Source organism: Coraliomargarita algicola, from assembly GCF_033878955.1.
GTDB classification, from domain to species: domain Bacteria; phylum Verrucomicrobiota; class Verrucomicrobiia; order Opitutales; family Coraliomargaritaceae; genus Thalassobacterium; species Thalassobacterium algicola.
Genome location: NZ_CP138858.1, coordinates 2,008,308 through 2,026,270, shown reverse-complemented (window position 1 = coordinate 2,026,270; position 17,963 = coordinate 2,008,308). Strand labels below are relative to the sequence as shown.

Sequence of the window (17,963 nt, the reverse complement as noted above, 5' to 3'; positions counted from 1 at the left end):
CAACGCCCAATGTTGAATTTTTGGGCAGAATGATTGTAGGCAGAATGATTTTCTTCTTGTGGCCTCGGTTCTTTGAACCGGGGAGCGGCGGGGATTGGGAACGTCGAACATTGAACGTCCAACGTCCAATATTGAATTTTTGGGGCAGAATTATTGTAGGCAGAATGATTTTTTTTCTTGTGGCCTCGGTTCTTTGAACCGGGGAGACTGTCCTCTGTCCTCTGTCCTCTGTCCTCTGTCCTCTGTCCTCTGTCCTCTGTCCTCTGTCCTCTGTCCTCTGTCCTCTGTCCTCTGTCCTCTGTCCTCTGTCCTCTGTCCTCTGTCCTCTGTCCTCTGTCCTCTGTCCTCTGTCCTCTGTCCTCTGTCCTCTGTGTGCGTTAGCTTAGCTGAAATTGCGCTTTGTCGATCGCTTTCATGTAGGCTTCTTCTTGCGTGATGATGCCGTCCTCGAGTAGTTTTCGCAGGGAGGTGTCCATCGAGATCATTCCGGTGCTGCGGTTCTGGTCGATGATATTGCGTATGCTGGAGAGGGCACTGTTGCGTATGCAATTGGGCAGTGAGCCATGCTTGAGTAGGATCTCGTGCGCTGCGATGCGGCCGCCATCTTTGCGTTTGCAGAGTAGCTGCGAGACGATGCCGCGTAGAGTCTCTGCCAGCATGATGCGGGCTTGGTTTTGTTCGTCGGAAGGAAAGGCATCGACGATCCGATCGATGGTCTTGGTGGCGCTATTGGTGTGTAAGGTCGCGAAGACGAGTGTGCCCATGGCGGCGCAATTTAGGGCTAGCCGTATGGTCTCCATGTCGCGCATCTCGCCGATGAGTATGACGTCGGGGTCGGCGCGCATGGCACCTCTGAGGCCAGCCGCAAACGAATGTGAGTGCTCACCGACTTCACGGTGTAAGATCGTGCTCTTTTTGTCGATGTGTGAGAATTCGACGGGATCTTCGAGGGTGATGATCTGGCGTTCGTAGCTGCTGTTGATCTGGTCGATGATCGCTGCCAATGTAGTGGATTTTCCACTACCGGTTGGGCCGGTTACGAGCACTAGGCCTTCTGTGTAGCTGGCAATGTTTTTGAGCGCTACGGGCAGTCCCAACTCGTCGATACTTGCGATGCGCGAGGGGATCTGACGTAACACGGTGGCCATGCCTTTGCTGTTTCTGAAGAGATTCATTCGGAAACGTGCCCGGCCGGGGATCTCATGTGCGATATCTGTATCGTGGGTTTTGAGGAATGAGTCCCAGCGGTGCTTGGGAGTGACTGCTTGTAGCATGGCCTCAATTTCGTTGGCTTGAATGGGCTGATCGTTGAGCGGGTGGATGATGCCATCAATGCGTGTTTTTGGGGGGGCGCCGACGGAGAGATGGAGGTCGGATCCGCCACGTTCCAGCATGTCAGTGAGTAGTGTATCTAAATCGTTCATACTATGGGGGTGTGTGGGAGTGCTGGTTTTAGTCTTCGGCGTTGTCGGTGTGCTCGGCTGCGGTCTCAGGGGAGATTTTGCCTTGTTCGAGTAGCTCTTTTACGGAGTCGTTCATGGTGCGCATGCCATGTTTTTTGCCAGATTGCATCGCGTTGTTCAGCCCGGAGTCCTTGCCGTCGCGGATGATGTTGGCGACGGCGTTGGTGTTGACCAGCAGCTCGCAGGCGAGCACGACTTCGTCGTCGACGCTGGGGAGGAGGCGTTGGCAGAGGATGCCGCGTAGGGAGCCGGCGGCCATGGCGCGGATCTGGTTTTGCTGTCGTGGGGGAAAGACGTCGAGGAGTCGATTTAGGGTCGAGCTGGCATCGCGGGTATGCATGGTGGCGATGACCAGGTGGCCGGTTTCGGCCGCGGTGATGGCCATTTCGATGGTTTCCAGGTCGCGCATTTCTCCGATCACGATGATGTCGGGATCTTCCCGCAAGGCGGACTTGAGCGCGGAATTAAAGGATTGGGTGTGATCGCCGATTTGTCGCTGTGTGACGATGCTATTGGCAGATTCCTGCATGACCTCGATCGGATCTTCGACCGTGATGATGTGCTCCTGGCGTGATTGGTTCAGTTCATTGACCAAGCTGGCCAGGGTGGTGGTTTTGCCGCTACCCGCGGGGCCGGTCACCAGAATGATGCCGTTGTGGTAGGCGAGCAGTTTTCGAATGTCGGGGGCATTGGGGAAACCAAGTTCTTCGAGGCTCATGATGTGATCGGCGACGACGCGATACACGCCTGAGATTCCGTTTTTTTGCTCCATTAGGTTGGCGCGAAATCGCATGCCACTCGCTGTGTCTTCGTTGTCGATCGTGAGTGCATAGTCGAGATCCCAGTCGGTCTCGAACTGTTTGCGCTGGGCGTCGTTGAGCAGGATTAGATTCATGCGGCGTGCCAGCTCGTCTGAGAGTGGGGTGTTACTGAGGTAAACGATACGTCGGTGGTGGCGAATGCGCGGGCGTGCACCACCGGTAATATGTAAGTCACTGGCACCGATTTTCTGGCATTGTATGAATAGCTTTTTCAGTGCAAGCAGCAGCTCGGCGTCTGACATTTCCTCGAAGGAGGAGAAGGTGGGGAAGCCTTCGGCGGTGGATTCGATTTCGGCAGAGATGCCTGGGATTTCCGGCAGTTCGAATCCTTCTTGCACGTTTTGCAGTGCGGCGTCGACAGCGCCTTGTAGGAATTCGCTGTCGGTGACCCAGCCAGTGTTGGTCAACAGTTTGGCGACGGAGTGGATGTCGGTCTCGGGATCGAGATTGGCCGCCATGCCGGTAATTTGGGCAGTTGTTAAAAGTTCGTTATCGGAGCAAAAATGAAGGAGCCAGTGAATTTCAGGACGCATGGAGTATAGAGTGTCAATTGGAGATAGTCGAAAGGTGAATACGAACTTTAAGAGTGGTTTGAATCAATCTTTTAAGCAAATGTGTGTGGTATTTATCTCGTGGGTGCCATCTACAGAATTGTGTTCTTTCCATTCTTGGCTTGGGAGCTTTTACTGCGCGGATGCAGACTGCTAAGATTGAGCTTAAGGAATTGGTGTTTTTTGCCCGGCATGGACTTCTCGAAGAGGAGGCCGTCTTGGGGCAACGTTTTCGGGTGGATGTGCTGGCGACGCTCGATTCCTCGCTGGATCTTTCGCAGGATACGCCAGAGTCGACGGTCAATTACGTCGAGTTGTATCAGGCGGTGAAGGAGGTATTTACCGAGCAGCGCTTTAATATGATCGAGGCGGCGGCAGATCGCATTGCGGCGACGATTCTCGAGCGTTTCGCGAAAGTGATTTCGGTCACGGTCAGGGTCAAAAAGCCTGCCGTTCCAGTCGATTGTATTTGCGACTACTTCGCTGCGGAGGTGACACGATGCCGCTAGTTCGCGCTTATATCGCGCTCGGGAGTAACCTCGGCGATCGCTTGGGACAGATGCAATCGGCGTTGGTGCGTTTAGCGGGCGACGAGTGTTTGCAGGTGGTTCAGGTGAGCCCTGTTTACGAGAATCGTGCAGTGGGAATGGGGGCGGTCGACGACTTTCTCAACGCGATTGCGGAGGTGGAGACCAGCTTGGCCCCACTGGAGCTTTTGGATCGTTGTTTAGCGGTGGAAACAGAGCTCGGGCGCGTGCGCACGGGTCAATGGGCACCTCGCACGATTGATCTCGATGTGATCGCCTATGGGGAGGCGACGATTGAATGTGAGCGATTGCATGTGCCGCACCCGCGTATCGCGGAGCGCGACTTTGTGGTGCACCCGCTCCATGCCATTGCGCCCGAGCTGCGGATCCGTGGTCAACGCGTTGCCGATCTGGCAGCCACTTTATCCAAAGAGGGGTTGACGCTGCATCCCCTGAGTTTAAACGCCTAATCTTTGAGACAAATGAAGCCACAAATTGAAATCGAATACTGTCCTGGCTGTCGCTGGCTGCTACGAGCTGCATGGACGGCGCAGGAACTCTTAACCACCTTCGAGGCGGAGCTGGGCGCGGTGACGCTGCGACCTTCTGATAGTAGCGGAACGTTTCGTGTGACAGTCGACGAGCACCTGCTCTGGGAGCGTAAGATCGAGGGCCGTTTTCCAGAAATGAAAGAATTGAAGCAACGCGTGCGTGACCACATCGCACCGGAGCGTGATTTGGGGCATAGTGACCGTGTTGAAAGGCAAACAGATGTCCGCTGAAATTGCGCAACAAGCCATCGCGGCCGCCGAGCGTTTAGCTGATGGTGTGGACGCGCTACATTTTGCCGCGCCGACGACGCATATTTATAATCCTCTGCGCTACGCATGGACAGGGCATCGCAGTTACTTGGAGCAACACGCGGCTTCGAGGAAAAAGGTTATTTTCATGGGGATGAATCCCGGTCCTTTCGGTATGGCACAAACAGGAGTGCCCTTTGGTGAAGTTGCCTTAGTGCGGGATTGGGTTGGAGTGGAGGAGACTATACTGCCGCCTGAGAATGTACACCCGAAGCGTCCGATCGAGGGCTTTGCATGTCAGCGCAGTGAGGTGAGTGGACGCCGGTTATGGGGGCTTTTTGCGGAAAAATATCCCGTGGCGGAGGACTTTTTTGCGGAGCATTTCGTGGCTAATTATTGCCCACTGGTATTCATGGAGGCAAGTGGCAAGAATCGCACGCCAGATAAACTACCCGTGGCAGAACTGGCAGATTTATATGCTGTCTGCGATCAGCATCTGCGTGACTTGGTGGATGTGTTGCAGCCAGAGTGGGTGATCGGTGTGGGGGCCTTTGCCGAGTCGCGTGCGAAAGAGGCTTTGCTCGGCTACGAGCTGAATGTGGGGCGCGTTTTGCATCCCAGCCCCGCGAGTCCTGCTGCGAATCGTGGTTGGGCGGCGCAGGCTGAAAAGCAATTGTTGAGCATGGGGGTCTGGTCATCGAAGTGATTTACCTGTCCTAACATGGGTGTTTTTAATGGAATGCAGCAGGCGGAATTATAACAGGCCGCCCTGTTCGCATTAGCTTCGACTTATTTTAATTTCGAGCACCATTAAGTGAGCTTATGTTGAACACTTTAGATTCCTCTCAGGCCACGGCCTATCCAGAAATTATCCAAGGCGGCATGGGGGCAGGCGTCTCCAATTGGCGTTTGGCCAATGCGGTCGCCAGGCGCGGGCAGCTCGGTGTGATTTCGGGCACTGCACTCGATACGATTTTGATTCGTCGGCTTCAGCTTGGCGATCCGGGCGGGCATATGCGTCGTGCGCTTGAGGCGTTCCCATATCCTGAAATGGTGCGGACGATCCTGGACAAGTGGTACATCGAGGGCGGCAAGCAAGCCGATGAAGCTTACAAGCTTAAGCCGATGCCCACAGTCGATATGCTGCGTGAGGATGAGGAGTTGCTGATTGTGGCCAACTTTGTGGAAGTTTATTTAGCCAAAGAAGGGCACTCGGGCATGGTCGGTATCAATTTACTCGAAAAAATTCAGTTGCCGACGCTGCCATCGTTGTTCGGAGCGATGCTGGCGGATGTGGATGTGGTGTGCATGGGCGGAGGTATTCCGCTGGGGATTCCCGGTGCGCTTGATAAAATGTCGCAACTCCAGCCCGTTGAAATGAAGCTCCATGTGGTCACGACGGACCGCTCGCAGGAGTATACCAGTTCTTTCCACCCAGGCACTCACGTTTCGGCGGTGCAGAAGACACTCAAGCGTCCCTTGTTTTTTGCTGTCATTTCTTCCGATGTACTGGCCAAGACTCTGATGAAAAAGGCCAGTGGCCGGGTCGATGGCTTTGTGATCGAGCATCACCGGGCGGGCGGGCACAATGCACCTCCACGTCGTGGTGGTGAATACACTGAGCGCGATGTTTGTTCCATCGAAAAGGTGGCTGCGCTTGGCATGCCTTTTTGGCTGGCGGGCGGCTGTTCGACACCCGAAGCTTTAGCCGCAGCGAAGGCTGCCGGAGCTTGCGGTGTGCAAGTCGGCACAGCGTTTGCCTGCAGTGAAGAATCCGGCATTACCGCAAAAATTAAATCGGAGATTATTCAAAAACACCGTGATGGCACACTGCAGGTGATCACTGATTTTAAAGCTTCGCCCACGGGCTATCCGTTTAAACGGGTGGAAGTCGAAGCGAACAGCACACGCGATGCTTGTCGCGCCTGCGATCTCGGTTATTTGCGTCACGTATATGCCAAGGACGATGGCACATTGGGCTACCGGTGCCCCGCCAGCCCCCGTAAGCCTTTTGTGAACAAAGGAGGCACTGCTGAGGAGGCCGAAGGTAAACAGTGTCTTTGCAATGGTCTGCTGGCTACAATTGGTATGGGCACTGTGCGCCGCGGCACTCCTGTGCAACCCTTGGTGACCTGGGGCGAGGATATGCGTTTTCTTGATTCCATACTCGATGCCAATCAGTCCAGCTATTCAGCAAACGATGTGATTGATTATATTTTGTCTCCTGTGGTGGCATAATTTTATTTTCTCCTTAAGTCTTAATTTATGCAACAAATCGCGATACGACATCACAGCTTTGGGAAGCCTCTCGAAGTCTTGCAACTGGAACAAATCGCCCAGCCGGAACCTCAGGCAGGCGAAGTGCGTGTGCGCCTCGAATTGGCGACCATCAATCCCTCGGATTATGGGATGATTGGTGGGAGCTATGGTAGCCTGCGCGAACTACCGGCAGTGGCTGGCCGCGAAGGCGTCGGCGTGGTCGAAGCACTCGGCTCGGGAGTGACGGGGCTTGAGATTGGCACGCGGGTGCGCTTCCCCGGCGAGGACGGTGCGTGGCAAGCTTCGGCTTGTGTGGCCGCCGAAGATTTATTGGTGGTGCCCTCCGAAGTGCCGGTCGAACAGGCCGCGATCTCATTCATCAATCCGCCCACCGCGTATTGCCTACTTAGGAAGGTCGTGGACCTGCAAGCAGGTGATTGGGTGGTGCAAAACGCGGGTAACTCTGCGGTGGGGCTATCAGTGATCCAGATGGCCAAGGCCTTTGGCCTCAAGACGATTAGCCAAGTCCGACGCGAAGAATTAGTTGAGCCACTCAAAGCGATGGGAGCTGACCATGTTGTGATTGAAGGTTCTGGCTGGGCCAAGGGAATCGCTGAACTGACAGCTGGTGCCCCTGTTCGCCTAGCCTTGAATTCGATTGGGGGAGAGAGCGCGATCGATCAGATCAAAGCCTTGGGAGAAGGGGGCACACAAGTCACTTTCGGTGGCATGGTGGGCGATAAAGTTCGTTTTCCGACACGCTTTCTTATCTTTAATGATGTGCGACTCACTGGTTTCTGGTGGGATCAGTATGGCAAACGTCATGGGGTCGAAGCGGTACGTGAAGTCATGACAGAGGTGTATGCGATGATGGCAGATGGGCGCTTGAAATTGCCGATCGAGAAGACGTATTCGTTCGCCGAATACAAGGCTGCGATCGAGCATGATGGCCAGCCGCGTTTGGGTAAAATCTTACTCCAGCCCACATCGCCTGAAGTGAAGCATCCGCATGTAAATCCTTGCGGGGAGTGATTCTTACTTGAGCCACTTCTTCCAGTTGTCGCGGTAGGCTTCGGCGTTGCGCCAATCGACTAGCCGTGGGGTTGTGCGTAAGACGGGCGCTGCGGGTGCTTGATTGTTATGTAGTTTTTCAATCATGGCCTCGACGCTCTGAACGCCCCAGTCGTAGTAGGGGTGCACGACTAGCGCGTCGAGGTAGCCCTGGTCGACATACATGAAGGCCGATGGCGAAGACTGAATCGCGACGACTGGGAGTTGCTTGGGTTTCCATGGGAGCGCGGGCATGCCCAGTAATGGCCAATCTTCTAGAAAGACCCAGCCCTTGATCAAGTCGTTGCGATCAGCCTCTTCCGCCGCGACGATCGCAGCGATGGCAGATTGATAGTCCGGCGCAGTTGTCACTGTGGTTTCAATGCGACGATAGCCTAGCACTTCGCGCAGCCCTCGCATGCGCTGTTCGAGCTCGGGGCCCGGGTGATCGCTTGTGAGTAGGGCGACGCGTCCTTTGGTGGGCAGTTTCTTTAAAATCTCGCGCGCTGCCATGCGTCCTGCCTCGACTTCGTCGGCTAGGATGGATGCGAGCACGGGAATCCCGGGGAGTTGGCTTTCAAAATATATGAGCTCTTGACCTTGCTTGATGGCGAATTCGATCGAGTTACGGACTGCCTCGCTATCGTCAGGACTGATGATGAGCCCGTCGGCGTCTTCGATGAAAAGCTCGGCGAGTGCGCTCACTTGGCTGCCGCCTTGCGCTACATTGGGTGTTAGAATTACCAGTTCGACATCGATCGAATATTTGCGGCTGAGTTCCAGCACGGCTGCTTGAGCGCCTTCGTGAGCGGCTTGATAAATGGCGTCATCGAGGTCGCGTCCGATGAACCCGATTTTATATTCACCTAAGAGTTCGCGGTTTTGAGCGAATAGAGAGATGCCGCATAGGAAGAGGGTGAGTAAGCAAAGTCTTTGAAGCATAGGTCAAGCAGAGTAGTCTTCTCCGCTGACAGTTGGCAACCGACTTTGTTCGTATTTATCAGTTCACATACGCGCTAAGCTTTCGGCGAGGCCGCCTTCGCGGCTGTGGCGTCGCCATTGGGCTGTAAAATTCTTTAGTAGCGAAGCTCGTTCTTCACTTGGGGCTTCGCCGAGGCAGCGCTCCAGTGCGGCGCGATTGAGTCGTACGCTGAGCTCGATTTCGGGATCGAGCCCCTCGGTAGAGATTGCATTCAGTGCGTCGGCACATTGCGTTAATTCGTCTTTGCTGGTGTGGGGAAGAATGCTTTCCGCGAGTTTGGTATCACTGGCGAAAAATGCGCTGTGCAAGGTGCTATCGTTGGGCGAGGGCGATGTTAGCATGTGGTCGATGCGTCCTAAGGCACAAATGGCTGCGCCATGGCCCGCGGGCTGATCTGGATAAAAGAGCTTGTCGATGGTTTCAATCAATTCGGATGCTTCCAATTCTTGACCATGGGTCGCGGCTGCGGCGATCACCAGGGCGGGATAGAGTGTGAGCCAGGGTTGATGGTGTCCGTTGTCTCCCCAGGTAGTCAGTAGCAGACCACGGGCGCCGTGGGCATGCCCCTGCTGGGCCGCCAGTTGAATGTTAGTTTCGGCCACATCCAGACGTCCACTAAAGGAGTTCCAATTGCCCGCACCGGGCGCGACATAGAACTGATTGCGAAAGCCGGCTTCGGCGACGATGCGGCATTGTTCGGCAAAGGGGGAGTCGGCTTCGTAGCCCCATATCACGGGGATGACATCTTTGGGTAACTCTGGCACCAGGTCCGGGCGCTCCATGATAATGTCGGACCAGAACTGTGGCGTGTGCCCATGCTTCGCCGTCAGCGCGAAGAGTTGCTTCATAAAGTCAAGATATACGCGGTGCTTGCCTTCGCTGGCGACGCGTGCCGCGCTGCGGCCTTTGCCGAGCTCCCAGGGCTCGTTGCCGCCGATGTGGATTTGCCGTGAAGTGAAGTTGGGCAGTAGCTCGGAGTAGAGGTCATCCATAAAGTCGGCACTGCGTGCGTCTGGATAGAGCGTGCTGCCAAATTCACGCCAGCCTGCCCAGGGATGCTCGAAGCCGTCGGGGCATTCTGCCAGCGGTTTATAAGCTTCATGCCGCAGCCAACGTTCCATGTGTCCGAAGGAGTTTTGATTGGGCACCAGCTCGATGCCGCGCTCCGCGCAGTAGCGATCGATCTCACGGATTTCCTCCGCTGTCATGGGAGAGGCGTGTTGCCAGACCGTTTTGTGTTGGGTGTAGGCGAAGGTGTGCTCGGTATAGAGCTGTAGTTCATTATACTGCAATGCCGCCAGAGCATCGATGAGTCGGCGCAGTGTCTCCATTGTGGGCACCCGGTTGCGGCTGATGTCGAGCATCAGTCCGCGACGTTCAAAGAGAGGAGCCACCTGGCTCCAGCTGGGGGTGAAATCGGGGCTCTGTGCCGTGCCTGCTGGGGTTGATTTTTTCATGCTTTGGGGGCATGTTGGAGAAGTATACTTGGAGTCACAAATAGAAATGAATGCGTCGTCTGTACTTACTCGTTTTCTTAATAATCCTATATTTACGCCGTCAGAGCTTCGGCCATCGCAAGCAGGGCTTGAAGTGATGTGTGTGTTCAATCCTGCTGCGACCTTATTTCAAGGTAAGCGTCTGCTTTTGATTCGTGTTGCAGAAAAAGCCATCGCCGAGCGGGGCTGTATTGCCTCGCCCGTCCTGGATCTGGAGGCTGGAGAGGTTCGTATTCATCAGTTTCGTTTGGATGATCCGAAGCTGAACTATACAGATCCTCGCTTTTTTACTTACAAGCATCAGATCTATCTGACGAGCCTCAGCCACTTCCGCGTGGCGACTTCGGAGGATGGGCAGCACTTTTCCATCGGGGCAGAGCCAGTTCTTTATCCGGAGACGGCATACGAGACCTATGGGATCGAAGATGCGCGGATCACACAGCTGGAGGGGCGCTATTATATTAATTATTCAGCCGTGTCCGAGCGGGGAGTGGTCACTGTGCTGGCAGAGACGGCAGACTTTAAATCGTTTCAGCGACGGGGCATTATATTTGCACCGGATAATAAAGACTGTGCCTTGTTTCCTGAGAAAATCAATGGGCGCTATCAGGTCTTGCATCGTCCTGCGGTGGTTCACGCGGGGCAAGCTTCCATCTGGACCGCATCTTCTGAGAATTTGTTAGACTGGGGCCACCACCGATTTGTAGCTGGGCCGCGTTCTGCTCACTGGGACTGCGAGCGTATCGGCGCCGGGAGTCCGCCAATCAAAACGTCGCAAGGCTGGTTGACGTTCTATCATGGATGTAATCATCAATCACGCTACTGTCTGGGACTGCTGCTACTGGACTTAGAAAAACCGTGGCAGGTGATCCGGCGTTCGCGGCAGCCCTTCTTTTCTCCCGAGGCTTCTTATGAATGCGAGGGCTTCATGCCGGAGGTGGTCTTTCATAATGGAACCATTGATTTGGGGCAGGGACAGCTGGAGATCTACTATGGGGCTACGGATCGGGTGACTTGCGCTGCGCGTGTTTCGTTGGATGATTTGCTGGCGAGTTTGGAATCCTAGCCTTGAGTTATTTTGTCTCATTTGAGTCGTTCAAACAGTTCTTTTTGTCTCAGTGTCATAAGGCAGTGTCGCCTGTCATTTTATGGCTACTATTGCGTCCATTAAGATTCAATACTGTGCGAACTTAGATAAATACTGAGATTCTGTTGAGGCCCGGTTCTGGCTTTGATTGCCGGTTCGCTGGTTGAATTTTTGGCATATTATGTGCAGGTAATGCGGGCGAAGGTTTTGTTCAGATATGAAACGAAATGATATTGGCATAACTTTTCACTATAGGCTTGTTGCTGAGATTAGCTCAGGCCGATCGGGGTATAAGTAGATGACTTATCTCTCCGTGGGGAGTGCAATTATTTTGGGATGCATTACACTGTCGTTTCGTTCCGAGGGCTTAGCCCTTTGAACATGTAAAATAGAATAGTTCAATCATACGTTAGATGGAAGAGGTGTTAGCTTATGAAAGGTTCAATTATTCCGCAATCATGGCGCTCATCTTTAGATGAGCTTCGAGAAGATATCGCTCATTGTGTGGATCGCTGGCTACAGCGACTGAAGCCTGAAGACCGCGCGCAGGGAGCACAGGCGCTCACGACAGACTTCTGGAATGAGTCATTCTTACCTGCCTTCAATGGGCCACGGATGAATGTTCAGGAGAATGATGATGAGCTCGTCGTGACCGCAGAACTGCCTGATATGCGTCAGGATGAGATTCATGTCGATCTGGACGGTCGCCTGTTGAGAATTCATGGCCAGAAGGAAGAGAGTCGGGAGAAGGTGAGAGGGCATGCGCATATTTCTGAACTGCGATTCGGAGCCTTCTCGCGCGTGGTCGAGTTACCCTGCGAAGTGGATCAAGCGCGCACGGTGGCTAAATACCGGCGAGGCGTGTTGAAATTGACACTCCCCAAAACTGAGCAAGCCAAGGCACGCAAAATTAAGGTTCAATATTTGGATAACTGAGCCCGGTATCGCGCGCGCCGTCCCTTGTTTAGATGTCTTCAATAGACTGTTCTTGCTATTTATGATATGAAGCGAAATCGAACGCCCATCCTGTTACAGCCGGATCCATCCAGAGTCGTGATCCGTCCTTTTGAGTTACACAATCGCGAGCGCATTGCTAAAATCATTGGACGCGTCTTTTCCCTCAGTGAGCGGCGCGCACGGGATCAAGCGAAGCGCTTGCTCGATGAGTTTGGAGATCGGCATACGAATCCGCGCGCCATTTTCCTGGACCGTTTTAATCAGGTCAAAGAGTTCCTGCTTACGGATATGCCGATGACGGAGGATCGGAAGCTATTGATCGGTGGCTATTTCTTACAAGAATATGCTTTGGAAGCAGCGGCTCTGTTTAATCCATCCATTGTGCCGCATCCCGATCAGAGTGGGCTTACGCAGGGGGAACTTCGTTATATCATGAGCCTGCGGGCGACAGGTGAGGGGCATATTTCCTCGATAACATTTCGCACCGGGCGGATCGATGCCCAGGGCCGTGTGACCGTCGATCCGGCCTCTCCATTGGTGAATAGTGGGACCGTAGAGGCGGACCCGTCTTATGACCGAGCGTTATTTCTGCGCAAGTTGCATGAACTGGGGCTGGATACACCGTGGTCGCGGGAGATTATGGAAGAGTTGGAGGACTCCTTTACCTTGCTGCAATTGGAGGCGGTGGTGCTGCGGGCCTTGGCTCGTAATCGTTTTAGCCCCGCGATCGAGCGGGAAAATGCCGATGCGCTCTTATCGCTGGCACGGGCGAATTACGAATTGGATTTTAACCCTACCGGTGATTTGAGTGAGCGCGTGATCTTTCCTTATTCCTCGACCGAAACGCGTGGGATTGAAGACGCACGTTTTGTCCATTTTGAAGAGGAGGATGGGCAATCGATTTATTACGCGACCTATACGGCCTACAACGGGCATGCCTTTTTACCGCAACTGCTTGCGACCAAGAATTTCTGTGAGTTCAGCATTAATACCCTCAACGGGCCCGAAGTGCAAAACAAAGGAATGGCGCTCTTCCCGCGTAAGATCAATGGACGCTACGCGATGATTTCGCGGCAGGATAATGAGAACGTCTATCTGATGTATTCCAACATGTTGCACTTCTGGTATGAGAAGACCTTGCTTTTGCGCCCGACATTTCCATGGGAATATGTGCAGTTAGGCAATTGTGGTTCGCCGATTGAAACTTCCGAAGGGTGGTTGCTGCTGACCCACGGTGTTGGATTTATGCGCAAATATGCCATCGGCGCAGTCTTACTTGATTTGGACGATCCTTCACGTGTGATTGGCCGTTTGAAACGTCCCTTGCTGGCGCCCGATGCACGGGAGCGTGAAGGCTACGTGCCGAATGTCGTGTATAGCTGTGGCGCCTTGGTGCACGCCGGTCGCTTGATACTTCCATATGCTTTGAGTGATCAGTGCACTAGCTTTGCGACCTTTGATTTAGAAGAATTGCTGACAGAACTCAAGCAGGCCGGAAATCCGCGCTGAGGCTTGAATGATTTGTATTATGATGAAACCGATTACAGAATTAAACAAAGTAGCATTCGTTGGGGATTACCTGCCACGCAAGTGCGGAATTGCCACCTTTACTCACGACTTGCGACAATCCGTAGCGGCACATCTACCGGATACTGAATGCCTGGTCGTCGCCGTCACGGACCCGAAGGAGGATTACTTGTATCCGCCGGAAGTGAAGTTTGAGGTCAACGAGCAGAACTTGGATGATTATCGTCGCGCCGCTCAGTTTTTGCGTTTCCACAATGTGGAGACCATTTGTGTGCAGCATGAGTTCGGCGTATACGGCGGTGTCGAAGGGGGGCATTTGCTAACCTTCCTACGTGAGGCCGGTTTGCCTGTGGTCACGACTTTTCACACCATTCTGACGGAGCCCAATCCCAATCAACGCCGCGTTTTTGAAGAGCTGGTGCGTTTGTCCCAGCGTGTGGTGACTATGAGTGAAAAGGGCGTCAGTATCTTACGTGATACCTATGATGTGTCTGAAGATAAAATCTCGCTGATCCCGCACGGCATTCCGGATATGCCGTTTGTGGATCCGACCTTCTTTAAAGATCAGTTCGGGGTGGAAGGGAAAAAGGTCTTACTCACCTTCGGTCTACTTTCACCTGGCAAAGGTTTGGAATATGCCATCGAAGCCATGCCTGATATTATCGCGGAACATCCGGATGCCGTGTATATTATCCTTGGCGCGACACACCCCAATCTGGTCCGACAGGAAGGAGAGAGTTATCGGCACCGCCTACAACAGTTGACCCGTGATCTGGGAGTCGAGAAGAACGTTTTATTTTTCAACCGCTTCGTAGAAATCGAAGAGCTCAAAGAGTTTATCGGTGCCTGCGATGTGTATCTGACGCCTTATTTGAATCAGATGCAGATCACCTCTGGCACCCTGGCATATACCTACGGCAGCGGTAAGGCTGTGGTCTCTACGCCTTACTGGCACGCCGAAGAGCTACTGGCCGATGGTCGAGGTAGTCTAGTCCCATTCAGAGATGCCAAGGCTATTGCCACCGCGGTAAATGGTTTATTCAGCGACGAAGGTAAATTGGCCGCCATGCGTAAGCATGCATATCTGGATGGGCGCCGTATGGTGTGGAGCCGCGTTGCGCAGTCCTATGCAGATGTTTTTCGACAAGCACGAATCGATGCGGGGGTGACGCCAGAACAAGTGCAGCGCAAGCACGCCAGCCTGCGTCGTGGTCCGACTGAAGAGTGGTGGAAGAATTTTGAATTACCGAAGTTGAATCTCCGGCATCTGCACAATATGACTGATTCGACCGGACTGTTTCAGCATGCAGTTTTTTCCTTTCCCAATTTCGATGAGGGGTACTGTGTCGATGATAATGCGCGCGCGTTGGTCTTAACTTCCATGCTCGACAATATACATGCCGGCGACGCATGGAATGAAAGCTATCGACACTTAGCTCAGACCTACGCGGCCTTTCTGCAGCATGCCTTCAATGTGGAGAACGGGCGCTTTCGCAACTTTATGAGCTTCGATCGCAGGTGGATCGAAGAGGCGGGTTCCGACGACTCGCACGCCCGCTCACTTTGGGCCTTGGGCGCCTGCGTTGGACGTTCGCACGATATCAACCTGCAAAATTGGGCCGCCCGTTTATTTGAAAGCGCGTTACCCGCGGTGCTCAGCATGGGCTCGCCCCGCGCCTGGGCCTTTGCCTTGATCGGACTGCACGAGTATCAGCGTCGCTTGTCTGGAGTGCGCGCGATTTCAGATGCCCGCTCCGAGTTGGCGCAGCGCTTACTCAAACTCTATCGCGAGCAAGCCAGCGATGATTGGCCGTGGTTTGAGCCGATACTTTCCTACTGCAACGCACGCCTGCCGCATGCTCTGATCGTGTCCGGGCGTGGGCTCCACGACGACGAGATGCTGCAAGTCGGCCTGAGCAGCTTGGATTGGTTGATGCAGCAACAAGTGGACGAGCGCGGGTATTTCGCACCCATCGGTAGCGAAGGCTTCTACCCCAAAGGTCAAGCCAAGGCCACTTTCGATCAGCAGCCGATCGAAGCCAATGTTACCATCTCTGCCTGTCTTGAGGCCTTCTTGGTCACGAAGAACGACAAGTGGCTTTATCAAGCCTGGCAGGCATTTGACTGGTTCCTCGGGACTAATAAGCTCGGCGTGCCCGTCTATGATGCCTCTACCGGTGGTTGCCGTGACGGTCTGCATGTCGACCGACTCAATTACAATCAAGGTGCAGAATCCACGTTGGCCTTCTTGCTCTCATTGGCCGAAATGAAAGCTCAGGAGAATGCCCTCAGCGCTTTTGCCCGTCCTGTGGAAACCGATCACAGCCCCATGGCTGAGCTCAGTGCATGATGCGGAGCGTCGCGTAGTGACAAGCTTCCAGCTTGTCGGTTTGGGAGAACAACAGGCTGGAAGCTCGTTACTACGAAAGGCTCGCTAGCGCAGCCAAATCGCGCGGGAGCGTGGGTTGCCGGATGATTCGAAGGACAGTTCCTCTTCTTTGAGGACCGCTTCGAGTTCTTCGAGGGTGAATTCGTAGCCCTCGGCGCAGGCGGTCTCGACGAACTTTTCCTTCGTTTCGATTACGTTGTAGCGAGCGCGCAGGTTTTTATCGGAGCCTCCGGCGAGGAGGAGTTTTTCTACATTAGCTTCAGACATGAGTGGTGCTTGGTTGATGTTGGTGGAGGCCATTGGGGGTATGAGATGAGTCATGCCAGATGCCCAATCGCTTAAGTTCTTCTTTACCGCGCAGGAGTTCGAGCCAACGGGCGGGGATGCCTTGCGCCCCGTGGCGCAGGCCGGCGATGCCGCCCGCGATGCATGCGGTGGTGTCGGTGTCGTTGCCCAGGGAGATGGCGCGCTTAATGATGGTTTCGTAGTTCGGCCCCAGACAGGCCCAGCGGGCGCTATGCAAACTGTCGAGCACGTAGCCGGTGCCTTTGCCGTCTGCGCGGCGCTCGGGTCGGATGTGTGTGTCGAGTTCGTGGAGTGCTGGAGGATCGCGGCGGTAGATGGCGCGCAGTGTGGCGATGGCGCTTTCCCAGGGGGATGTGTGTTGCTGCATTTCGCGGCGTGCCCATAGGCAGTAGAGTGCGCAACAGACTTGTGAGCGTATGTGAGCGTGGGTTAGGCGCGCCTGCGCGTGGGCTTCGTAGACCAGGGCGACGTCATTGCCCTGATGCAGGAGGGCGAGTGGGAGGCAACGCATGAGTGCGCCGTTGCCGTTGTTGCGTTCACCGCTGAGTCCCGAGTAGCGGGTGGGGGTGCCTTGCTTGAGCCGACCGATGGCGGCGCTGGTTTGATTGCCGATGTCGAAGACGTAGTGGTCGATGGCCATATAGCCGCGGTCGTGCCATTTGATGAGCCGGGCGGCGTAGTCCTGAGCGTGATACATGCCGCATTCACGCATCGAGGCATACAGGCAGAGTGCCTGTGCGCCGTCGTCGGACCAAGTGCCTAGTTTGACATGGGCATAGCTGCGCGCGAATCGTTTGGGGGGCTGCATCTCCAATTGTTCGAAGGGCGGTAAATCGCGTGGATCGCGAAATTCGTAAGGGACGCCACAGGCATCGCCCACCAGTAGGCCCAGCATGCCATCACGCACCGGATCACGGGTCGCTGCGAGGTTTTGCTGTGGAGCCTTGGATGCTGAATGTTCGTTATTCAATAGAGTAGTTCCTCGACTTCGTAGTCGCCGCCGATGACCAGGTATTCGGCTTCGCCACACAGGACACTGCCTCCGAGCAAGCTGCTAAAAAAGACGACCTTGGCGATGGCGACGGTGGTCTTCCAGACGGTGGACCCGAATTCCCATGCGCGTTCCCTGTCTGCGGTAAAAGAGACGAGGTTATTGAGGCGCACGATGGCACGGCGCTTGTTTTGGATGCGACGGACAAAGTGCTCTTCTGGATCGTTGGTGCCTCGAAACAGAGTGAGCGTTGTGGTCTCGGGGGCCCGTCGGGCTTGTTCGTATTGGCAATATTCGTAGAGCAGATCGAGTTGCGAATCGATGGCATTGGTGCGAGCTCGACCACGCATACGATCGTAGGCGTAGCGGTTGTCCTCTTCGCCCGATGCTTCGTCCTTTAGGATGCCACGATGATAGGTGGGAGAGACTCCGAAACGACTCTGTATCCAACTTTTCAATACTGCACCTTCGATGCCGTTGCTATCCATGCCCCAACCATTGAGAAATCGCAGGTAGCTGTTGCGTAAGCTGCTGCGGCTATCGCCCGTGAAGGCCTTCCAGTGGTGCAGGGCAAATTTCACACACAAGTAGTCGTGGAAAACTTTAGCGCGCTCACTGGGGGCATGGATGCTGTCGAGCTTTTCAAATAGTCGGCGGTTGGACTCGCGCACTCCGGCGATGTGCAGTGGCGTCGGTGCTTGGTTAAAGCTGACAGATGCCACGGCCCATGCCGGAAGATTGCAGAGGTTCATTCGAT

The 17,963-nt window shown here is 54.4% G+C and carries 17 protein-coding genes; 10 read left to right on the top strand and 7 right to left on the bottom strand.

Annotated features, from left to right (window positions below; genetic code table 11):
* Positions 1-377: 377 nt before the first annotated feature.
* Positions 378-1,424 (bottom strand): type IV pilus twitching motility protein PilT, encoded by a 1,047-nt coding sequence (locus tag SH580_RS07860; RefSeq protein WP_319834461.1) that lies wholly within the window; start codon positions 1,422-1,424, stop codon positions 378-380.
* A gap of 28 nt (positions 1,425-1,452) precedes the next feature.
* A complete protein-coding gene (locus SH580_RS07855; RefSeq protein ID WP_319834460.1) occupies positions 1,453-2,817 on the bottom strand; it encodes a type IV pilus twitching motility protein PilT in 1,365 nt (454 codons plus the stop codon).
* A 161-nt stretch (positions 2,818-2,978) separates the two neighbouring features.
* Between SH580_RS07855 and folB the strand changes: the two genes are divergently transcribed.
* The 6 genes from folB to SH580_RS07825 all read left to right on the top strand — a co-directional run bounded on the left by folB (position 2,979) and on the right by SH580_RS07825 (position 7,453).
* Complete coding sequence (folB, locus tag SH580_RS07850) at positions 2,979-3,344, top strand: dihydroneopterin aldolase (protein ID WP_319834459.1); 366 nt, start codon at positions 2,979-2,981, stop codon at positions 3,342-3,344.
* Positions 3,335-3,832 (top strand): 2-amino-4-hydroxy-6-hydroxymethyldihydropteridine diphosphokinase, encoded by a 498-nt coding sequence (gene folK / locus SH580_RS07845; protein ID WP_319834458.1) that lies wholly within the window; start codon positions 3,335-3,337, stop codon positions 3,830-3,832. Before folB ends, folK begins: the two co-directional genes overlap by 10 nt.
* A 12-nt stretch (positions 3,833-3,844) precedes the next feature.
* Positions 3,845-4,144, top strand: a complete 300-nt coding sequence (locus SH580_RS07840; RefSeq protein ID WP_319834457.1) for an Rdx family protein — start codon at positions 3,845-3,847, stop codon at positions 4,142-4,144.
* Positions 4,134-4,868 (top strand): uracil-DNA glycosylase family protein, encoded by a 735-nt coding sequence (locus SH580_RS07835; protein WP_319834456.1) that lies wholly within the window; start codon positions 4,134-4,136, stop codon positions 4,866-4,868. Before SH580_RS07840 ends, SH580_RS07835 begins: the two co-directional genes overlap by 11 nt.
* Positions 4,869-4,984: 116 nt before the next feature.
* Positions 4,985-6,400: a nitronate monooxygenase gene (locus SH580_RS07830; RefSeq protein ID WP_319834455.1), complete on the top strand. Its 1,416-nt coding sequence runs from the start codon at positions 4,985-4,987 to the stop codon at positions 6,398-6,400.
* Positions 6,401-6,427: 27 nt separating this feature from the next.
* Positions 6,428-7,453, top strand: coding sequence for a zinc-dependent alcohol dehydrogenase family protein (locus tag SH580_RS07825; RefSeq protein ID WP_319834454.1), 1,026 nt, complete (start codon positions 6,428-6,430; stop codon positions 7,451-7,453).
* Positions 7,454-7,456: 3 nt separating this feature from the next.
* Here SH580_RS07825 and SH580_RS07820 read toward each other — a convergent pair whose 3' ends face one another.
* Together SH580_RS07820 and SH580_RS07815 are read right to left on the bottom strand one after the other, a co-directional pair.
* Positions 7,457-8,413, bottom strand: a complete 957-nt coding sequence (locus tag SH580_RS07820; protein ID WP_319834453.1) for a sugar ABC transporter substrate-binding protein — start codon at positions 8,411-8,413, stop codon at positions 7,457-7,459.
* Between the two features lie 63 nt (positions 8,414-8,476).
* Positions 8,477-9,910, bottom strand: coding sequence for a beta-N-acetylhexosaminidase (locus SH580_RS07815; RefSeq protein ID WP_319834452.1), 1,434 nt, complete (start codon positions 9,908-9,910; stop codon positions 8,477-8,479).
* 136 nt (positions 9,911-10,046) lie between these two features.
* Between SH580_RS07815 and SH580_RS07810 the strand changes: the two genes are divergently transcribed.
* The 4 genes from SH580_RS07810 to SH580_RS07795 all read left to right on the top strand — a co-directional run bounded on the left by SH580_RS07810 (position 10,047) and on the right by SH580_RS07795 (position 15,870).
* On the top strand, positions 10,047-11,015 hold the full coding sequence (locus SH580_RS07810; RefSeq protein ID WP_319834451.1) for a glycoside hydrolase family 130 protein: 969 nt from the start codon (positions 10,047-10,049) through the stop codon (positions 11,013-11,015).
* A gap of 453 nt (positions 11,016-11,468) precedes the next feature.
* On the top strand, positions 11,469-11,972 hold the full coding sequence (locus tag SH580_RS07805) for an Hsp20/alpha crystallin family protein (RefSeq protein ID WP_319834450.1): 504 nt from the start codon (positions 11,469-11,471) through the stop codon (positions 11,970-11,972).
* Positions 11,973-12,038: 66 nt separating this feature from the next.
* The gene (locus SH580_RS07800) at positions 12,039-13,502 is read left to right on the top strand and encodes a glycoside hydrolase family 130 protein (RefSeq protein WP_319834449.1); all 1,464 of its coding nucleotides are present in this window, start codon (positions 12,039-12,041) and stop codon (positions 13,500-13,502) included.
* 19 nt (positions 13,503-13,521) lie between these two features.
* Positions 13,522-15,870, top strand: a complete 2,349-nt coding sequence (locus SH580_RS07795; RefSeq protein WP_319834448.1) for a glycosyltransferase family 4 protein — start codon at positions 13,522-13,524, stop codon at positions 15,868-15,870.
* An 84-nt stretch (positions 15,871-15,954) separates the two neighbouring features.
* Here SH580_RS07795 and SH580_RS07790 read toward each other — a convergent pair whose 3' ends face one another.
* The 3 genes from SH580_RS07790 to SH580_RS07780 are packed head-to-tail and all read right to left on the bottom strand — an operon-like array spanning position 15,955 to position 17,958.
* A complete protein-coding gene (locus SH580_RS07790) occupies positions 15,955-16,176 on the bottom strand; it encodes a Nif11-like leader peptide family natural product precursor (RefSeq protein ID WP_308983926.1) in 222 nt (73 codons plus the stop codon).
* A complete protein-coding gene (locus SH580_RS07785; RefSeq protein WP_319834447.1) occupies positions 16,169-17,185 on the bottom strand; it encodes an ADP-ribosylglycohydrolase family protein in 1,017 nt (338 codons plus the stop codon). Before SH580_RS07785 ends, SH580_RS07790 begins: the two co-directional genes overlap by 8 nt.
* Entirely contained in the window at positions 17,182-17,958 is a 777-nt protein-coding gene (locus SH580_RS07780; RefSeq protein WP_319834446.1) for an NAD(+)--dinitrogen-reductase ADP-D-ribosyltransferase, read from the bottom strand. Before SH580_RS07780 ends, SH580_RS07785 begins: the two co-directional genes overlap by 4 nt.
* Between the last annotated feature and the right edge of the window lie 5 nt (positions 17,959-17,963).

Excerpts from the sequence above, each read along its gene's own strand:
- SH580_RS07830 (WP_319834455.1), top strand. The coding sequence starts at position 4,985 with ATGTTGAACACTTTAGATTCCTCTCAGGCCACGGCCTATCCAGAAATT.
- SH580_RS07860 (WP_319834461.1), bottom strand. The coding sequence starts at position 1,424 with ATGAACGATTTAGATACACTACTCACTGACATGCTGGAACGTGGCGGA.
- folK (WP_319834458.1), top strand. The coding sequence starts at position 3,335 with ATGCCGCTAGTTCGCGCTTATATCGCGCTCGGGAGTAACCTCGGCGAT.
- SH580_RS07810 (WP_319834451.1), top strand. The coding sequence starts at position 10,047 with ATGTGTGTGTTCAATCCTGCTGCGACCTTATTTCAAGGTAAGCGTCTG.
- SH580_RS07825 (WP_319834454.1), top strand. The coding sequence starts at position 6,428 with ATGCAACAAATCGCGATACGACATCACAGCTTTGGGAAGCCTCTCGAA.
- SH580_RS07795 (WP_319834448.1), top strand. The coding sequence starts at position 13,522 with ATGATGAAACCGATTACAGAATTAAACAAAGTAGCATTCGTTGGGGAT.
- SH580_RS07800 (WP_319834449.1), top strand. The coding sequence starts at position 12,039 with ATGAAGCGAAATCGAACGCCCATCCTGTTACAGCCGGATCCATCCAGA.
- SH580_RS07780 (WP_319834446.1), bottom strand. The coding sequence starts at position 17,958 with ATGAACCTCTGCAATCTTCCGGCATGGGCCGTGGCATCTGTCAGCTTT.
- SH580_RS07840 (WP_319834457.1), top strand. The coding sequence starts at position 3,845 with ATGAAGCCACAAATTGAAATCGAATACTGTCCTGGCTGTCGCTGGCTG.
- folB (WP_319834459.1), top strand. The coding sequence starts at position 2,979 with ATGCAGACTGCTAAGATTGAGCTTAAGGAATTGGTGTTTTTTGCCCGG.
- SH580_RS07815 (WP_319834452.1), bottom strand. The coding sequence starts at position 9,910 with ATGAAAAAATCAACCCCAGCAGGCACGGCACAGAGCCCCGATTTCACC.
- SH580_RS07835 (WP_319834456.1), top strand. The coding sequence starts at position 4,134 with ATGTCCGCTGAAATTGCGCAACAAGCCATCGCGGCCGCCGAGCGTTTA.
- SH580_RS07820 (WP_319834453.1), bottom strand. The coding sequence starts at position 8,413 with ATGCTTCAAAGACTTTGCTTACTCACCCTCTTCCTATGCGGCATCTCT.
- SH580_RS07790 (WP_308983926.1), bottom strand. The coding sequence starts at position 16,176 with ATGTCTGAAGCTAATGTAGAAAAACTCCTCCTCGCCGGAGGCTCCGAT.
- SH580_RS07855 (WP_319834460.1), bottom strand. The coding sequence starts at position 2,817 with ATGCGTCCTGAAATTCACTGGCTCCTTCATTTTTGCTCCGATAACGAA.
- SH580_RS07805 (WP_319834450.1), top strand. The coding sequence starts at position 11,469 with ATGAAAGGTTCAATTATTCCGCAATCATGGCGCTCATCTTTAGATGAG.